This is a genomic window from Acetobacter zythi, from assembly GCF_963921165.1.
GTDB lineage: Bacteria > Pseudomonadota > Alphaproteobacteria > Acetobacterales > Acetobacteraceae > Acetobacter.
In genome coordinates this window covers 302,777-320,280 of sequence record NZ_CAWUEO010000001.1, presented here as the reverse complement: position 1 = coordinate 320,280, position 17,504 = coordinate 302,777, and the positions used below count along the sequence as shown (strand labels likewise).

Below are 17,504 nucleotides of genomic sequence, written 5' to 3'. Positions count from 1 at the left end.
ATTCCAGACTTGTCCTATATTTCATCCACAGATTCTGTGGATAACCGGGATCGGCTCCGCGGTTAGTGCAACCAGACCTGAGAGAACAGGAGCTGGTTGACCTCGGTATAAAAAAAGTTCCGAACACGGGCGGACGTGAGCACCACATTGTCTTTTTCAATCATGGGGGCGGCGGGGGCCTGCGCCATAATGAGCCTGTTGGCGTCCACCCATAGCTGGTCGCGCTGGAATGTGCTCAGGCTGGTATCCGTTCTGGCACGGTCCATGACAGCTTGAGCCTGTGGGTCGCAAAAACCGGGAATGTTGATGGAACTGTCGGAATGGGGGTGAAAATTCTCACACCCAAACAGCGCGTCCACAAAGTTGGAGGCGGAAGGATAATCGGCAGACCAACTTGTCAGGGCTATTTGCACATGGTTGTCGGTGTTCTGGATGTAAGGCAGTTGCAGGCTGCTGCTGATCGGACGTAAAGCCGCCTGATAGCCAAGGTGTTGCAGCATGTCGCGCACCCATACGCCCATGGCCATGTCGGCACTGGTGCTGGCGACAACCAGAGTGACCTTCTGCCCCATGGTGCCGCTGGCATGCACCAGATTACGGGCTGTTTGCATATCTGGTGCGGCCCACTGCTGTGCTGGTGCCGTGGGGGAGGCTGCCTGCGTGTAAGGGCAGGTCTGGCCCTCAACCCCCAAAGCGGAAGGGATCAGGCCGCAGAGCGGGCGCGCAATGCCCGGCCCGCCGTACAGAATAACCAGCGCCTTGCGATTAAGCGCGTAATTGACCGCCTGACGCACCCTTATGTCCGTAAAAGGGGCCTCGTGCATGTTCATGGCTAAAAAATAGAGCGATGGGTGGCGCATAACGTGCGTTTGCCCGGCAAAACGGCTGCCCAGTTCGCCCAGCCGGTCAAGGGGAATGGTATCGGCCATCCAGTCGTACTGCCCGTTTTCCACGGCGGTTACGGCGGCTTCCTCTGGTATGCCAAAAGTATATTCAATCCGGTCCGGGTAGCCTGCGGGTTGTGCCTGCGGGTTCCATGTCTGGAAGGCGGGATTGCGGGCAAGGTGGAGGAAGTTACTGGGGTCGTAGGATTCCAGCATGTAAGGGCCGGTGCCGGGCAGGGGGGTGTTGCCCGTATCATGGTCTGGGGTGCTGGCTGGTAGAATAACAGCGTGGGTAAAAGCAAGCTTTTGCAGGAACTCCGCATCCGGGTGTGTCAGATGGAAGGTTATGCGCCTGTTGGGGGCGTCCGCCTCTAGGCCGTGCTCAAGTGTGCAGTGCGCAGGAGCGCGCAGGCAGGCATCCGCTCCGATAATGGCGCCGTAAAAAGACCCAGCCGTTGGCGCACCAATCCGAAAAAGCCGTTGGAAGGAGGCCACAACATCTGCCGTGGTCACAAGCTGGCCGTTGGAAAACCGGATGTTGGGGCGCAGGGTAAAAGTATAGGTCAGCCCACCATCGCGCGGAGCGGGCAGGGATTCGGCCAGATCGGGCACAACCTCTTTGCCTGCTGGGCCTGTTACTTTGTTAAAGGTGGTCAGCCCATCATACACATTGGCAAAAAGATTAATGTATTTGCCTGTGTAATTAATCTGGGGGTCCAGCGTGCCGCCAGAAGCAGCCGCTACCAGCCGCAGGGTGCCCCCGCCATGTTCGGGCCGGGGCAGGGAGGCGGGGGGAATATCCGCACCAACTGCCAGAATGGGGAGGCAAAGCAGCCAGCAGGCCAGCAGGCAGCCCACCTGCTGCGCGTAAAAAGGTGGTTTTTTAGTGGGTCTCATTCGGCCCCATGGTCTGGGCGGGCTGCCCGGGCATGGGTTGGCCGGTCATAAGGGCGGCAAAGCCGGAATACATGGAGGTCAGGACAATAATGCCAACCATGACCGCCCCGGCAATAATGGCCAGACGGACAACTTTTTCCGTTTTATCATTATCGGTCATACTGCAGGCCTTCCGTGTTACCATCGGCCTTCTTCTCATAAAAACCTTGTGATTTTTTATACTTGAAGGAGTTCTGTGGTGTTGCTGGTGGCCTGTACCAGTCGGGGGCAGCCTGCCCTTTGTGGTTGCGTGGGTGGTAATAATGCGCATGCGGGTCTTCAGCACAGGCCGAAAGTCCTGTGAGGATAAACACAAGCAGGGCAAGCTGAGGTCGGGAGCACATCAGTTTCTTCATGTGTGGGAGCATACTCCCAATCTTTCGGCCCGAAAAGTCTTGGCCTGTGTGGTTTACGGTCATGCCTTGTGTGTTCAGCAGGTTCCGTAAAACAGGCAGTTATGCGCTGCCTGCATGTTCCAGACCTGTGCTTGCAGGTGTGGCATGGTTGCCGCGAGCCTGTTAAAAGCGGAACCAGAAAACAGAGTCTGCCATTTCCTTGCCTTATCATTGTGTTAGCAAGGGTGGAATTCGGACAGGTTTTGGCAATAGAGGGGCATGGGTATGGCGGTAACAGGTCTGGCTGCGATACTACTTGTTATTGCGCTCCTTCTGGTCGTGGTGAGCGCGGTGCAGCCGATTGCCCGCAAGCTTGAACTGTCCGAGACCGTTCTGCTGGCCATTGTGGGCATTATTATTGGCTCGCTGGCGGATTTTGCGCTGCGGACATCCTATGCTTCCGCCCTGAGCGGCATAGCTGAAACCCTGCTTGATTTTCCTATCAGCAGTGAGTCGTTCCTGCTTATTTTTCTGCCCGTTCTGGTTTTTCAGGGCGCTCTGGCCATTGATGTGCGCCGCCTTGCGCATGAGGCGGCAACCGTTCTGCTGCTGGCCGTGGTGGCTGTGGCCCTGTCCACTGCCCTGATCGGTTTTGCCCTTATGCCGTTTGCGGGCATGCCACTGGTGGTCTGCCTGCTGCTTGGCTCCATTGTGGCTACCACGGACCCGTCCGCCGTGGCCGGAATTTTCCGTGATATCGGGGCCTCCACCCGTCTGACCCGGTTGGTGGAAGGCGAAGCGCTGCTGAATGACGCAGCCGCCATTTCCATTTTTTCCATCCTGCTGCCTTCGGTCACATTGCACCGCGCCATTCATCCGGGGGAGGCGGTTGTCTCGTTCGTTGTGTCCTTCGTGGGGGCGCTGGTGGTTGGGGTTTTGTGTGGGCGGCTAACACTGGCCATGATGTCCGCCATTGGCAGTTCCGCTGCCGAAATTACGCTCAGCGTTGCACTGCCCTATGTTGTTTATATTATTTCGGATGAATTTCTGGGTGTATCCGGTGTGGTGGCAACCGCTGCCGCGGGGTTGACGCTCTCGGTTTACGGGCCATCCACCGTGCGGCCCCAAACGTGGCTGTTCCTTAACCAGCTATGGCAGCAACTGGTGTTCTGGGCGGGGTCGTTGGTGTTTGTGCTTGCCTCCATGCTGGTGCCGCACCTGCTGGTGGGCATGACCCGCTGGGACTGGGTTCTTATCCTGATTGCAAGCGTGGCCGGGCTGACCGCCCGTGCCGCCGTGGTGTTTGGCATGTTGCCGCTTTTGGCATGGTCGCGCCTTTCTCCGCCCGTGCCAACGCCGTTTAAGGTCACCATGGTGTGGGGTGGGTTGCGTGGAGCCATTACACTGGCCCTTGCGCTGGCGGTTACGGAAAACGAGCATGTGGCCACACCCATTGCCCATTTTATTGGGATTATCGCCACGGGGTTTGTGCTGATCACCCTGCTGGTCAATGGCACCACCCTGCGCTCGCTTGTTCTGTTTTTGAAACTTGACCAGCTTTCCCCCATTGATGAGGCCATGCGGCATCAGGTTCTGGGGATTGGTCTGGGCAATGTGCGCGAACGGGCGGAGGAACTGGGTAGCGAGCTGGGCTTTAGTGCGGACGCCACACGCCCTGTGCTGGACCAGATCGAACGCCGCTCGGAGGAAGAGCAGGCCGCCAATGTGTTTGATCAGGCTTTGTCCGATACCCAGCGCGTCAATCTTGCCCTGATCACCATTGCCAGTCAGGAGCGCTCGTTGCTGCTGGACCTGTTCCGTATGCAGGGGTTGTCCCGCCGGGTGATGGAAACCCTACTGCGGTCGTCCGAAGCGGCTATTGATGGCGCAAGGCTGGAAGGGCGGCTGGGTTATGTGCGGGCACTCAGGCGGCGGCTTAGCCCATCCCTGCGGTTTGATCTGGCGCAGTGGGTTCACAACTATCTGCGCTGGGACAGGCCGTTGATGCTGTGCATGGCCGAGCGGTTTGAAATGCTGATGGTGGCGCATTTTATTTCCATCTCGCTGACCCGCTTCATGCGGGAGCGGCTGGAACCCACACTGGGCAGCCGTATTGGGGAAATTGTGGCCGAGGTGCTCTCGCGCCAGCGCAAACTGCTTGATGAAGCGCTGGAAACCCTGCGCCTGCATTACCATGGTTACGCCGAGGCGTTGGAGAACCGCATTTTCCGCCAGATATCCCTTCGTCTGGAAGGGGAGGAATACGACACCCTGCTTGCTGAATCCCTGATTAGTGATGAACTGAACCGTGAACTGCTCAAGGAGCTGGAGCGGCGCAGGCACAGGCTGAACAAGCGGCTGAGTTTTGACCTGCGGAGCGGCATAGAGGACCGGATTAAAAACGCGGCGGTGTTCAGGGGCCTGCCCGGCGCGGAACTGCACGATCTGGCGACCACCACATCCTTGCGGTTTGTCGCCCCACAGGAAATGCTGTGCCGCAAGGGGCAGAGGATGCGCTACGTCTACTTTATCAGCGCCGGGCTGGTGGAGGCGCATATAGCGGGGGTGGATGAACTGTACGGAGCAGGGGACCTGCTGGGCGCGCAGGAGGCTCTGCACGGCTGGCGGTGTGTTGGCAATGTGCGTGCGGTGCAGTTCGGGCACTTTATGGCCATCAAAGCCTCGCGCTTCCGCCGTCTGGTAGATGACTACCCGGTGGTGATGCAGAATATTGAAACCATTCTGCGCAAGCGTGAGGCAGGCGAACGCCCGACATCACTCCTGCCAAGGCAGAAAATTGCCGCTATGGATGAGGACGGTCTGGCCGCAAGGGCACTGCTCTCGCCCGAGACGGATGTACTGGCCCTTATGCCACCCGAAAAGCCCGATGCCGCCCATGAGGGCGATAAAGATAAAGAGGCAGGTCAGGAGTAATGCCTCCCGGCCTGCCGCTCGTGTGCCTGCGCGTATAACCTTTAGCGTAGGTTGCTCTGGCGCAGGGCAAGGCCGAACTGCACCCAGCCAATACCGCTTGCAATCAGTTCTACGGCAATAAACGTTCCAATCAGCCACAGGCCGGACCATGGCAGGCTGAGGTACAGGCACACGCCCACCACAAGGCTGATCAGCCCGCTGCCCAGAATAATGCCCCAGCCCGGCAGGCCACGGTATTGCAACGCCATGACCGAGCGCAGAACGCCCACCACAACAAAGCAGACCGAGGCAAAAACCGTAATGGCCACGGAGCCGGAAACCGGTTCCTTGATCAGCAGCGCACCGGCAATAATATAAAGCCCGCCACAAAGCAGGGAGAACAGGAATCCACCCCAGTCCTTGACCGCTACGGCGTGTACGCCCTGCATGATCCCGGCAAAAATAAGCAGGCCACCAATAAACATGGTGCTGGCCAGTGTTACGGACACAGCGTCAATACAGGCCACAAAGCCCAGTATGACCAGTGCAATGCCCAATCCGACAAAGAGGGCCCATTTGTGTGCAAATGGCATTGGAGTTTATCCTTGCATATCAGAGGAAGAGAGTGATGATCTGATAGTATGGTGCCACCCGTTAATACAAAGCAAAAACAGAGCCACATGCGAGTAATCCACACCACCTGCGTGGCTTTTGTTGACAGGTGGGCGATGTTCTCGTAGACCCTGCCTCCATTGCCGGGAATGTGGACAGACCGGCCAGCGCCTTTTTGCTGGTAATGCGGTATGCGCCCGCTCCGATCCGTGGTGGACGGAGACTACCGGTGTAATGACGGGCTGTTTCTCCCAGCCCGCCTGTTGAGAGATGAAGAGCGCACTATGAGCAAGCGCCTTGAGAGCAAGTATAAAATTAACCGCCGCCTTGGCGTAAACCTGTGGGGCCGTGCAAAGTCCCCCGTTAACCGTCGCGAATACGGTCCGGGTCAGCACGGGCAGCGCCGCAAGGGCAAGCCTTCTGACTTCTCTGTCCAGCTGATGGCCAAGCAGAAGCTCAAGGGTTACTACGGTAACATCACGGAAAAGCAGTTCCGTCGTTACTATCAGGAAGCCGTGCGTCGTAAGGGCGATACGTCTGAAAACCTGATCAACCTGCTCGAACGTCGTCTGGACGCGGTCATCTACCGCATGAAGTTCGCGATCACGCCGTTTGCTGCACGTCAGTTCATCAGCCATGGCCACATTCTGGTCAACGGTCGCAAGCTGAACATCCCGTCCTACATCGTTAAGGATGGTGACGTGATCGAAGTGCGCGAAAAGTCCAAGCAGCTCGCCATCGTTCTGGATGCAACCCAGTCCGCCGAGCGTGACGTGCCTGAATACATGGAAGTCGATCATCGCCAGATGAAGGGCACGTTCCTGCGTGGCCCGCAGCTTTCCGATGTGCCGTATCCGGTGCAGATGGAACCGAACCTGGTGGTCGAATTCTACTCCCGTTAATCGGGAACTCCGGTTCGACCTGTGGACGCCGGGTGGAGGGGTTACTCTCCATCCGGCGTTTGCCGTTTTTATTCATGCCAGAAGCTCCGGAACTGATTTATGTCTGATACCGCCAGTCCTGAACTGGGTAAGGAAATTGCCCGCCGTCGTACGTTTGCGATCATCTCGCACCCGGATGCCGGTAAAACCACACTGACCGAGCGCATCCTGCGTGCCGGTGGTGCCATTCAGCTGGCGGGTAACGTGCGGGCCAAGGGCGAACGCCGCCGTACACGGTCTGACTGGATGGCCATCGAGCGCGATCGCGGGATTTCTGTTGTCAGTTCTGTCATGACGTTTGACTACGGCGGGTGTGTGTTCAACCTGCTCGACACACCGGGCCATGAAGACTTTTCGGAAGATACCTACCGAACCCTGACCGCAGTGGACTCGGCGGTTATGGTGATTGACGCCGCCAAAGGCATAGAAGACCGGACACGCAAGCTGTTCGAAATCTGCCGCCTGCGCGATATTCCCATTGTTACCTTCATCAACAAGATGGACCGCGAGGCACAGGACCCCTTTGCCCTGCTGGACGAAATTGCATCCTCCCTCGCACTGGACACATGCCCCGCTACCTGGCCGGTTGGCCGTGCAGCAACCTTTGTGGGCACGTATGACCTGCTTAATGGTAAGCTGAACACGCTAACCCCGCTGGCTGAAGATGACGACCGGCTTGTACACATGCGCGAGGAGCTGGAACTGGCGGAGGCCGCCCTGCCGGAGTTTGACCGCGAATCCTTTGATGCAGGCCATCTGACCCCGGTCTTTTTTGGGAGTGCGATCAAGGAAATAGGCGTGACCGACCTTTTGGACGCGCTGGTGGCCTTTGGCCCGTCCCCCCGTGCGCAGGCTGCCGAAAACCGCACGGTTACGGCGGACGAGCCGGGCATGACGGCGCTGGTGTTCAAAATTCAGGCCAACATGGACCCCAACCACCGCGACCGTATTGCCTTTGCGCGCATCTGCTCTGGCCGCCTTACGCGCGGTATGCGGCTTAAACACACCCGTACGGGCAAAAGTTTTGCTGTGCACACGCCCCAGTTCTTTTTTGCGCAGGACCGCCATCTGGCCGAAGAGGCATTTGCAGGCGATGTGGTGGGTATTCCCAACCACGGCACCCTGCGTATTGGCGATACGCTGACCGAGGGTGAAGATATCCAGTTTACCGGCGTGCCGTATTTTGCGCCCGAAATTTTGCGTCGTGTCCGGTTGGATGACGCCATGAAGGCCAAAAAGCTCAAGCAGGCACTGGTACAACTGGCGGAGGAGGGCGTGGTTCAGCTATTCCGCCCTCAGGATGGCTCCCCTCCCATTGTGGGTGTGGTGGGTACGCTCCAGCTTGATGTGTTGCAGGCCCGTTTGCGGGCAGAATATGGCGTTGGCATCGGGTTTGATTCCACACCTTTCTCCCTTGCGCGCTGGATAACCGGCTCGCGGGATAAAATTGAGGCATTTGCCGCCTCCAACCGTTCGGCCATGGCGGATGATCTGGATGATGACCCGGTGTTTCTGGCGACATCAAACTTTATGATGCGCCGGACAGAGGAACAGAACCCGGACATCAAGTTCCACGATATCAAACAGATCGGGATTGAAATCGGCTAAGGCGCTCGTGCCAGGTCGTTTGCCGCATGGGTGCAGCACCAGTGCGGTGGCGGCTGGTGCGTGCAAATGGGGCAGGGTTGCGGGCTGCTCCGTTATTTTGGGTAAGGGGGCATCGCACAGGTGTTTTTGCGCCAACTCAGCTACCTGATCGCTCTGGACCAGCACCGCCATTTTTCACGCGCGGCACAGGCGTGTGGTGTGTCCCAGCCTGCGCTTTCCTCCGCAATCCGGCAGTTGGAAAACGAGCTGGGTATTACCATTATCAACCGCAACCGCCGGTTTTTTGGGCTGACGGAAGAAGGCCAGCGTGTGCTGATCTGGGCACGCCAGACGCTGGCTGATCTGGACAGCCTGCGGCAGGAGGCCGCCTTTGCGCAGGATGTGGCCGGTGGGTTTGTCTCCATTGGTGTTATGCCGCAGGGGGTGCAGGTTGTGCCGTTGCTGCTGGAGCATTTCCGCAGTGCCGTACCGGCCTTGCAGGTTGAGGTAACCGTTTACCCAAATGCTGAAATCCTGCACCAGCTTAGGGAGCAGCGTATTCAACTGGGCCTGATGTATCTGGATCAGGTTCCCAAGGACGGGCCGTTTGAGGTCCAGCGCCTGTATGCCGAGCAGTATGTGCTTATTGCAGCCCCATCCATTCCATTGCCCGCTGGACGGCACTGTGGGTGGGAGCAGGCGGCAGCACTTCCGTTGGGCCTGCTCAACCGCAATATGCGGAGCAGGCAACTGGTTGATGCCTGTTTTGCGCAGGCAGGGGTTACCCCGCGCGTGATGCTTGAGACCAATGTGCTGGAACTGCTGCATGTGGAAATTATGGCGGGCAAGGTTGCCGGTATTATGCCTGTGTCCGCCCTGCCTGAGCGCATGGGTTTTATGGGGCCGTTGCAGATCCGCAGGCTGGACCCGTCCCCCGCACCAGAGGTAGGGGTGCTGCGGCTGAACCAGCCTAATTCCACAGCGTTACTGACCCGGTTGTGGCATGTTTCCACCAGTCTGGAACTGGATGATATTTATACCGCTTAGTGTAATGCGGGTTCATTATAAGTTTTGCTTATGATGTGATCAGAACAAACGCTTGGACTTATACGAACGAGCTGAACATCGTGCGTTTTTTCCGGCTGGTTGAGTGCAACACACCATGAGCAATATGGACTCAGATGCACGCGTGTCAGACGCCCATCGGTGGAGGGGCGAATATCTGTCCGCCGCGTGGCAGGCGCTCGCCACACAATGGGCTGGCAAGCTGAAGTGGCTTGTCGCGCCATCGTGGGGGGATGTGGCCTTTGCCGTGCGCTCGGCCCTTGCTGCGGGGTTGTCGCTTGTTATCGCCATGGCCATGGAGCTGGACAGCCCCCAGTGGGCACCACTTACCGTGTGGGTGGTTGCCCAGTCCTCCCGCGGGGAGAGTTTGTCCAAGGCACGGTGGCGCATTGCGGGTACGGTTCTGGGGTGCTGTGTTGCTGTGGGGCTTATTGCGGCTTTTCCACAAAGTCCTGCCCTGTTTTTTGGTGTACTGGCCTGCTGGATTGGTCTGTGCTGCGGCATGGCTACCTTTTTGGAAGGGTACAAAGCCTACGGGCTGGTGCTGACAGGGTTTACCTCCGCCATTGTCGCCACCGGGGCTATTATGCAGCCCGATCAGGTGTTCGACATCGCCATGTCGCGCGGCACATATATTGTACTGGGTGTTGTGTGCGAGGCGCTGCTGGCTCTTTTGTTTATGCCCGGCTTGCAGGCCCGTGCGCGCGCGCGGCTGAAAACGCGGCTGGATGATGCCCAACGGCTGGTGCGCAAGCGTGTGGCCTGTCTGGTGGAAGGCCACACGACAACGGAGCTGGACCAAAGCCCGCTGTTGAGCGAACTCACAACCGCAGGGAGCCGTATTGAGTACGATGCGCTGGAGGCTGGTGGATATGGCCACATGGCCGACCATGCCCGCGCGGCGCTGGCGGGGTTGCTGGTTCTGCTGGCGCGGGCGGAAGGGCTGGCAACCCTTAAGCTTTTGCCAGCGCAAAAAGTGCCGCCATCCATCCGCAAGGATGAGCGGATAATTGAACAGCATGTGGATGCCTGCCTGACCCACAGGCGAGGCGACCGCTTCCGGTTTCGTATCCGCTCGCGCAGGCATACGCTGGAAGCGGTGGAAAACGGCGTGCGGGCGTGTGCGGGTATTCTGGTTGGCTGGCTGTTGTGGGAGGTAACGGCATGGCCTGCGGGGCCTACTTTTATGTCGCTTCTGGCCCTTGTGTATGGTCTGCTTGCCACGCGGGAGAACCCGGTTGTGGCCTCGGCGCCGTTTTTTCGGGGGGCGGTGTGGTGTGTGCTGGTGGCGGGGGTGTATGTAACGCTGGTTCTGCCCGCACTCAGCACGCCAGAGGTGCTGGTCCTGCTGCTTATGGTGCCTATGGTCATAGGCGGACTTGCCGCACGCAACCCGGCTACGGCGGGTTATGCTTTTTCGTTCAATATGTTCCTGCCGGTCCTTATGGGGCCGAACAATCAGGGACGGTATGACGAGGTCTCTTTTCTCAATACATCACTCGCATTTTTGGGGGCGGTGCTGGTCGCCGGGTGGACATACCGTACGGTTCTGCCTTTCCGGCCGGACTCCCACATGCTGCGTACGGCGCGCTGGACCAGCAGGCAGTTGCAGGAGCTGGCGTCCACCAACAATCGGGTATCGGTCTATCAGTGGTTGTCAGGCAATGCGGACAGTCTGGTGCGGATTGTACGCAACGCGCAGGGTATTGCGCTCCCGCAGCGTAATGCGTTTGCCCGCCAGCAGTTCTCGGGCATGGTCAGTGGTATGCATGTTATTCTGCTGCGCGAACTGGCTTTGGCGCCGACCACGCCGCATGCTGTGCAACAGGCGCTCCGGGCGTTTTTGCGGCATTGGGAGCATGATGATGGCGCGGTAGTGACCCGCCAAGCCGCTGTAACCGCGCGCTGGCTCGACCGGCAGGTGGCGCAGATGCCTCCACCCCAGCAGGAAATTTTTGAGCACGCACTGGTCAGCCTCCGGCTGCTGGCCTGTGCCCAGCCTGTGGACCTGCCATAAAAAAGGGGATGCCAGAGCACCCCCTTGTGGTCATTCTCCGCAACCGGGCGGGCCGGTGGCGGAAGAATGCCCTGTAACTTAGGCCAGACCCTGCTTGAGGGCTGCCGTCAGTTCCTTGGATGTGGCGTTGCCGCCCAGATCCTTGGTGCGAACACCCCCTTCGGTGATCACTTTTTTGATCGCGGCGTCAATCCGGTCAGCCTGTTTGTCATGGCCAACGTGGCGCAGCATCATAACCGCAGCCAGCAGCAGGGCCAGCGGGTTGGCAATGCCTTTGCCTGCAATGTCGGGGGCGGAGCCATGAACGGCTTCAAACACGGCGGCTTTTTCGCCAATGTTTGCACCCGGCGCCATGCCCAGACCACCCACCAGACCAGCGGTCAGGTCGGACAGAATGTCGCCGAACAGGTTGGTGGTGACAACCACGTCAAACTGCCATGGGTTGATGACGAGCTGCATGGCGCAGGCGTCTACAATCCGTTCGTTAAAGGCGATGCGGCCTTTGTATTCTTCAGCAACCTTACGGCCTTCCTCAAGGAAAAGCCCGGTCAGCAGCTTAAGAATGTTGGCCTTATGCACGATCGTAACCGTCTTGCGGTTGTTCTTCACGGCATAATCAAAGGCGTATTTGACAATCCGGCGGCATTCCGCGCGGGAGGTAAAGCCGGAGCTCAGAGCAATACCCTTGGGGTCTTCACCCACGGGAATGTAATGCTCCATGGCGGCATAGTAGCCTTCCAGGTTCTCACGGAAGAGAACGAGGTCAATGTCATCAAACCGGCCACCGGGCACAATGGTCTTGGTGGGGCGCAGGTTGGCGAACAGGCCGAATTCCTGCCGGAGCGTCACATTGATGGACTTGAAGCCACCCCCAACAGGTGTGGTCAGCGGGCCTTTAAGGGCAAGGCCCGTACGGCGGATGCTCTCAATGGTCTGCTTGGGCAGTGGGTCGTTAACCGCATCTACACCAGCCATGCCGGCCAGCTGACGGTCCCATACAAACGGGGCCTCAACCGCGTCCAGAATTTCTATAACCGATTCAACAATTTCAGGGCCAATGCCATCACCGGGAATAAGTGTGGCGGGAATGGTCTTGCTATGTGCTGTCATTCTGAGAAGCTCCCTTTCAACTTCGGTGCCTGTTCTGCGCTTCTTTGCGCACACAGGCGATTCCCATTTACGTGACCATTGGTGGCAAACGCCTGCTATCACGCCTTATTGAGAGGCGCACAGGCCATTTGCAGCCATTTTTGGGCATCTGCGGGCAGATGTGGGCCAATCTGCTGCAAGATTTCTGCATGGTAGCTATCCAGCAGGGCGGTATCTGCTTCCCCCAGAAGGGCCGGGTCTATCAGACGCCGGTCAAAGGGGGCCAGAGTCAGGGTTTCAAACTCCAAAAAGGCGCGCGTGGAGTCTGCCTGCGTGGCGGGGCGGACCAGAACAAGGGTTTCCAGCCGGATACCGTAAGCACCGGGCAGGTAAAAACCCGGCTCGTTGGACAGGACCATACCCGCCTGCAACGCAATGGTGGATGTGGCCTTGGAAATACGGACCGGCCCTTCATGCACGGAAAGAAAGCTGCCAACGCCGTGGCCAGTCCCGTGGTCAAAATCCAGCCCGGCCTGCCACAGGTCGTACCGTGCGAGCGCGTCCAGCGCATGGCCTTTGGTGCCGGTGGGAAAACGCGCATGGCCAAGCCGCAGGTTGCCTTTGAGCACACGGGTAAAAGCGGCCTTGAGTGGCGCGGGGGCTACGTTTGGGCCGCTCCAGAGGGTGCGGGTGACATCGGTTGTGCCATCGGGGTACTGGCCGCCACTGTCAATCAGGTACACCTCATCGGGGGCTATGGCGCGGTTGCTCTGCTCGGTCACGCTGTAATGGATAATCGCGCCGTTAGGCCCAGCCCCCGAAATGGCCGTAAACGAGTCCTCCACATAATCCGCCGCCTCACGCCGGAAGGCGGTCAGTTGTCTGGCGGCGTCCAGTTCGGTTGTGGTGGTGGCGTGGGTTTCCATCCAGTGCAAAAAGCGGCATAGGGCCACGCCATCGCGTAGGTGGGCTGCGCGCATGCCCTGCTGTTCCACATCGTTTTTACAGGCTTTGGGCAGCAGGCATGGGTCTGGTGTGGGGGCAACGGTTGCATTGTGCTGGCCCAGCACCTGCGTAAACCACACGGCATTGCTTGCCGGGTCCACGCCCACGGTGCGGCCTGCCAGTGTGGCCAGAACCTGCTCCAGCGCAGCGGGCGCATGCACACGCACATCCGCACCCAGCCACGTGCGCACATCGGCCGGAATTTTGTCTGGCGGAATAATCAGGTCAACGCTCGTATCCGTATGGAGAATGGCAAAGGCCAGCACCACGGGTGTGCAGGGAATATCCGCCCCACGGATGTTGAGCAGCCAGGCAATGGAGGCGGAATCGCTTATGATCGCCGCATCCTGCCCCAGTGCGTGCAGGTCATGGGCAATGCGGGTGCGCTTGCTGGCAGCACTTTCCCCCGCATACTGCAACGGATGCACAAAAGCGGGGCCAGCGGGCAGGGCGGGGCGGTCCAGCCACAGGCTGTCCACCAGATTATGGGGCGTGGGGGTTAGGCAAAGCTGGTCCTGTTGCAGGTACGGGGCCAGTTCGGCGGCGCTCATAATGCGGGGGTCGTAGCCAATGCAGGCGCCGGGGTGGGTGTTGCTGCCCAACCATGTGGCCGGGGGAACCTGCCCACCATGCACACGCTCCCAGCATGCGCCATCCACCTGCTGGTCCATTTGCGTAATGTAGCGGCCATCGGAAAAAACAGCCGCTTTGTCCGCCAGCACAATGGCGGTGCCCGCACTGCCGGTAAAGCCACTGATCCATGCCAGCCTTTGGGCGCAGGCGGGCGTGTATTCGCCCAAAAACTCATCACCATGCGGAATAATCAACCCGTCCAGCCCGTTCTGGCGCAACAGGGTACGAAGGGCGGTCAGTCTGCTCATGGATAAGGAGGCCAAGGTACTACTCCGCAAAATGGTGGGGGATACTCAGGCAGATGCAGGCTTGGGCAAGCCTGCAAAAACCATGCCGCACATTATTTCAGGCTGAAAAATAACCAGCCGGGCGGCGCAGGATAAGGGTTGCCCAGTCTCCTTCGGTCAGGACCTGCTCAAGCACCAGCCCCTGCCTGCGGTGGGCGGCCAGCACCATGCGCACCTGCGTTTGCAGCAGGCCAGCCAGAATAACCGTGCCACCGGGGGCTAGCGCCTGCGCCAGATCCTTGGCCATAAGGCACAGCGGGCGGGCCAGAATATTGGCGAACACCAGATCATACGGTGCGTTTTTGCGGATGGCGGGGGTCTGCCAGCCATTGCCCAGTCGGCAGGTCAGTGCCCGGTTCAGCCTGTTGCGCTGCGCGTTCTGGGCGGAAACACGGACAGACCATGGCTCAATATCCACCGCCAGCACCTTCTGGTGCAAAAGGGCGGCGGCAGCCATGGCCAGAATACCCGTGCCACACCCAAGGTCCAGAATACGGCGTGGGCGGCGGTGGGCTATGCGCTCCAGCGCACGCAGGCACCCACGGGTGGACCCATGCTCGCCCGAGCCAAAAGCCACGCCTGCATCCAGCGTAAGTACAATACGGGTGGCCTCGGTGGCATCAGGCAGGTGGGTGCCACGCACCACAAAGCGCTTGCCAACCTGTTGCTCGGGAAAAGCCTCATACGTGCGGGCAAGCCAGCCTTCGGCCTCGGTTGCTGCGCGTTCGAGGGGGGCGGACACGCCACTGGTCAGCTCGGCCAGCATAAGGGCGAGTGCCAGTTCGTCCTCCATGTGGCCTGTGTCTTTTACGCCTTCAACCCGCCATTGGGTGCCTTCGGGGTTGGCTTCAAAAATACCAACGGTCGTGCAAACGCTGCCTATTGCGTTTTCATACGATTCCACGGCCGCTTCTGGCACGGTAACGGAAATGGTTTCCAGATTGGTTGCGTGGCGGCGGGTCGGAGGGGCCATTATAATTTCTCGATAAAGGAGGAAAGAAGTCGTTTTGTTCCCGCGTCTTCAAACGCGATTTCCAGATGGTTGCGGTCCGCCGCAATAACGATACCCACGCCAAAGCGGGGGTGGCGGACCTGCTGGCCAAGGGCAAAGGCTGGCTCGGCCTCGGGGGGGCGTTTGCGCCGGGCAATAACGGGGCCGTTGTCAAACAGGCTTTCTTCGGCAAACAGGCCGCGGCGGGCGGCCCCCCCTTCGTTTTTGCGGGCAATATGCTCCTCTGGCAGTTCGTCCAGAAAGCGGCTTGGCATGGAAGGCTGCCAGTTGGCGTAAATGCGCCTGCTTCCGGCATGGTAGATCAGGGCCTGTTTGCGGGCGCGGGTAATGCCCACATAGGCCAGCCTGCGCTCCTCCTCCAGTCCCTTTAGCCCGCCTTCATCCAGCGTGCGCTGGGAGGGAAAAACACCTTCCTCCCAGCCGGGCAGGAATACCGTATCAAACTCCAGACCCTTGGCGCCATGGAGCGTCATGATCGACAGTTTGGCGTCCTGTGCTTTTTCGTCTGTCTCCATCACAAGGGAGACATGCTCCAAAAACTCACCCAGCGTGCCAAAATCTGCCAGTGCGCGTACCAGTTCTTTCAGGTTTTCCAGCCGTCCGGGGGCTTCGGGCGAGCGGTCCAGCCGCCACATTTCCAGATAACCACTTTCTTCCAGCAGGTGTTCAACCGCCAGAACATGGCCTTCGCGCCCCAGAATGTCGCGCGTGGTGTTCAGGGCGTTGATCAGTGTACGGAGCTGGTCGGCCATTTTGCCCTTGAGCTGGCCGGTGCCGAGCAGGGTCTCGGTTGCAACGCTTACCGGCGTTCCGGCAAAGCGGGCGGCTTCGCGCAGTTTTTGCACACTGGCAGGGCCAACGCCGCGTTTGGGCACGTTAATGATCCGCTCAAACGCCAGATCATCCGCAGGTTGGCTGACCACGCGCATATAGGCCAGCGCATCGCGGATTTCCGCCCGCTCGTAAAAGCGCACACCGCCCACAATGCGGTACGGCAGGCCGGTCTGCACAAGCCGTTCCTCAAACGCGCGGGTTTGAAAACCCGCGCGGACCAGAATGGCCATTTCCGCCAAGGACTGGCCCTTGTGGTGCAGCTTTTCCGCCATGTCGCACACGCTGCGGGCCTCGGCATCTGAATCCCATACGCCGGTGACCAGCACTTTTTCCCCATCGGAGGGGTCATCCCGCCCGGAGCGCAGGGTTTTGCCCAGCCGTTCTCCATTATGGGCGATCAGCCCGGCTGCGGCTCCCAGAATATGGCGGGTCGAGCGGTAGTTACGCTCCAGCCGGACAATCTGGGCACCGGGAAAATCTTTTTCAAACCGCAGAATGTTTTCAACTTCCGCTCCGCGCCATGAGTAGATGGACTGGTCATCATCCCCCACGCAGCAGATATTGGCCGTGCCATCCGCCTGTTTGGCCAGCAGTCGCAGCCACAGATACTGCACGGTGTTGGTGTCCTGATACTCATCGACCAGAATGTAGCGGAACAGGCGGTGGTACTGGGCCAGCACATCGGGCCGGGTGCGCAGGATTTCGGTCACATGCAGCATCAGGTCGCCAAAGTCGCAGGCGTTCAGTTGTATCAGACGGGCCTGATACGCTTCGTAAATGGCGCGGGCGTGGTTGTTTGCAAAATCTGTATCTTCCGAAGGGGTCACGCGCGCAGGTGTTAACCCCCGGTCTTTCCAGCGTTGGATAACCCCGAGCAGGCCGGGTGCGGGCCAGCGTTTGGTGTCTATCTGCCACGGTTCCATAACCTGTTTGAGCAGGCGTAACTGGTCGTCCGTATCTAAAATGGTAAAGTTCTGGGTCAATCCCACGTATTCGGCATGGCGGCGGAGCATGCGTGCGCACAGGGCATGGAAGGTGCCAAGCCACAGCCCTTCGGCAGGGGCGCCAAGAAGTGTGGCCACACGCTCGCGCATTTCCCGCGCGGCTTTGTTGGTAAAGGTTACCGCCAGAATCTGCCACGGCCTGGCGCGTTCGGTCAGCAGGATATGGGCAAAACGTGTGGTCAGCACACGGGTTTTGCCCGTACCTGCGCCAGCCAGAACCAGTAGCGGGCCATCTGTTGTTTCAATGGCCGCGCGTTGCTCCGGATTAAGGCGCGCAAGGTAGGAGGAGCCGCTTTGGGGAGCAGCATGGGAAGCGGGATGAGAAGGGGGCTCGAATGTGGTCACCATTC

General features: G+C 59.2%; 13 protein-coding genes. 5 read left to right on the top strand and 8 right to left on the bottom strand.

Features of this window, described 5'->3' with window-relative positions; translation table 11 throughout:
• Positions 1–62: 62 nt before the first annotated feature.
• From AABE20_RS01620 to AABE20_RS01610, 3 genes are read right to left on the bottom strand one after another with little or no spacing between them, the layout of a single operon-like run.
• Complete coding sequence (locus AABE20_RS01620; protein WP_338331528.1) at positions 63–1,781, bottom strand: ABC transporter substrate-binding protein; 1,719 nt, start codon at positions 1,779–1,781, stop codon at positions 63–65.
• Positions 1,768–1,941: a hypothetical protein gene (locus tag AABE20_RS01615; protein ID WP_338331527.1), complete on the bottom strand. Its 174-nt coding sequence runs from the start codon at positions 1,939–1,941 to the stop codon at positions 1,768–1,770. Before AABE20_RS01615 ends, AABE20_RS01620 begins: the two co-directional genes overlap by 14 nt.
• The gene (locus AABE20_RS01610) at positions 1,931–2,176 is read right to left on the bottom strand and encodes a hypothetical protein (RefSeq protein WP_338331526.1); all 246 of its coding nucleotides are present in this window, start codon (positions 2,174–2,176) and stop codon (positions 1,931–1,933) included. Before AABE20_RS01610 ends, AABE20_RS01615 begins: the two co-directional genes overlap by 11 nt.
• A gap of 264 nt (positions 2,177–2,440) precedes the next feature.
• On the opposite strand from AABE20_RS01610, the gene AABE20_RS01605 reads away from it, so the two are divergent.
• Positions 2,441–5,089, top strand: a complete 2,649-nt coding sequence (locus AABE20_RS01605) for a cation:proton antiporter (RefSeq protein ID WP_338331525.1) — start codon at positions 2,441–2,443, stop codon at positions 5,087–5,089.
• A 41-nt stretch (positions 5,090–5,130) separates the two neighbouring features.
• Here AABE20_RS01605 and AABE20_RS01600 read toward each other — a convergent pair whose 3' ends face one another.
• Entirely contained in the window at positions 5,131–5,661 is a 531-nt protein-coding gene (locus tag AABE20_RS01600) for an HdeD family acid-resistance protein (protein ID WP_338331524.1), read from the bottom strand.
• A gap of 303 nt (positions 5,662–5,964) precedes the next feature.
• On the opposite strand from AABE20_RS01600, the gene rpsD reads away from it, so the two are divergent.
• From rpsD to AABE20_RS01580, 4 genes are all read left to right on the top strand, one after another.
• Complete coding sequence (gene rpsD / locus AABE20_RS01595) at positions 5,965–6,582, top strand: 30S ribosomal protein S4 (protein ID WP_025824941.1); 618 nt, start codon at positions 5,965–5,967, stop codon at positions 6,580–6,582.
• A 99-nt stretch (positions 6,583–6,681) separates the two neighbouring features.
• Complete coding sequence (locus tag AABE20_RS01590; protein ID WP_338331523.1) at positions 6,682–8,229, top strand: peptide chain release factor 3; 1,548 nt, start codon at positions 6,682–6,684, stop codon at positions 8,227–8,229.
• Between the two features lie 120 nt (positions 8,230–8,349).
• Positions 8,350–9,255 carry a LysR family transcriptional regulator gene (locus AABE20_RS01585; protein WP_338331522.1) on the top strand — a complete coding sequence of 302 codons (906 nt, stop codon included), beginning with the start codon at positions 8,350–8,352 and terminating at the stop codon, positions 9,253–9,255.
• 115 nt (positions 9,256–9,370) lie between these two features.
• Positions 9,371–11,290 carry an FUSC family protein gene (locus tag AABE20_RS01580; RefSeq protein ID WP_338331521.1) on the top strand — a complete coding sequence of 640 codons (1,920 nt, stop codon included), beginning with the start codon at positions 9,371–9,373 and terminating at the stop codon, positions 11,288–11,290.
• Positions 11,291–11,368: 78 nt separating this feature from the next.
• On the opposite strand, the gene AABE20_RS01575 is transcribed toward AABE20_RS01580, so the two are convergent.
• The 4 genes from AABE20_RS01575 to AABE20_RS01560 all read right to left on the bottom strand — a co-directional run bounded on the left by AABE20_RS01575 (position 11,369) and on the right by AABE20_RS01560 (position 17,502).
• On the bottom strand, positions 11,369–12,400 hold the full coding sequence (locus tag AABE20_RS01575) for an isocitrate/isopropylmalate dehydrogenase family protein (RefSeq protein ID WP_338331520.1): 1,032 nt from the start codon (positions 12,398–12,400) through the stop codon (positions 11,369–11,371).
• A 98-nt stretch (positions 12,401–12,498) separates the two neighbouring features.
• On the bottom strand, positions 12,499–14,280 hold the full coding sequence (locus AABE20_RS01570) for an aminopeptidase P family protein (protein ID WP_338331519.1): 1,782 nt from the start codon (positions 14,278–14,280) through the stop codon (positions 12,499–12,501).
• Positions 14,281–14,362: 82 nt separating this feature from the next.
• Complete coding sequence (locus tag AABE20_RS01565; RefSeq protein WP_338331518.1) at positions 14,363–15,277, bottom strand: 50S ribosomal protein L11 methyltransferase; 915 nt, start codon at positions 15,275–15,277, stop codon at positions 14,363–14,365.
• Entirely contained in the window at positions 15,277–17,502 is a 2,226-nt protein-coding gene (locus tag AABE20_RS01560; RefSeq protein ID WP_338331517.1) for an ATP-dependent helicase, read from the bottom strand. Before AABE20_RS01560 ends, AABE20_RS01565 begins: the two co-directional genes overlap by 1 nt.
• Positions 17,503–17,504 lie beyond the last annotated feature (2 nt).

Coding starts and splice junctions, on each gene's coding strand:
- AABE20_RS01620 (WP_338331528.1), bottom strand. CDS start 1,781: ATGAGACCCACTAAAAAACCACCTTTTTACGCGCAGCAGGTGGGCTGC.
- AABE20_RS01615 (WP_338331527.1), bottom strand. CDS start 1,941: ATGACCGATAATGATAAAACGGAAAAAGTTGTCCGTCTGGCCATTATT.
- AABE20_RS01610 (WP_338331526.1), bottom strand. CDS start 2,176: ATGAAGAAACTGATGTGCTCCCGACCTCAGCTTGCCCTGCTTGTGTTT.
- AABE20_RS01605 (WP_338331525.1), top strand. CDS start 2,441: ATGGCGGTAACAGGTCTGGCTGCGATACTACTTGTTATTGCGCTCCTT.
- AABE20_RS01600 (WP_338331524.1), bottom strand. CDS start 5,661: ATGCCATTTGCACACAAATGGGCCCTCTTTGTCGGATTGGGCATTGCA.
- rpsD (WP_025824941.1), top strand. CDS start 5,965: ATGAGCAAGCGCCTTGAGAGCAAGTATAAAATTAACCGCCGCCTTGGC.
- AABE20_RS01590 (WP_338331523.1), top strand. CDS start 6,682: ATGTCTGATACCGCCAGTCCTGAACTGGGTAAGGAAATTGCCCGCCGT.
- AABE20_RS01580 (WP_338331521.1), top strand. CDS start 9,371: ATGAGCAATATGGACTCAGATGCACGCGTGTCAGACGCCCATCGGTGG.
- AABE20_RS01575 (WP_338331520.1), bottom strand. CDS start 12,400: ATGACAGCACATAGCAAGACCATTCCCGCCACACTTATTCCCGGTGAT.
- AABE20_RS01565 (WP_338331518.1), bottom strand. CDS start 15,277: ATGGCCCCTCCGACCCGCCGCCACGCAACCAATCTGGAAACCATTTCC.
- AABE20_RS01560 (WP_338331517.1), bottom strand. CDS start 17,502: ATGGTGACCACATTCGAGCCCCCTTCTCATCCCGCTTCCCATGCTGCT.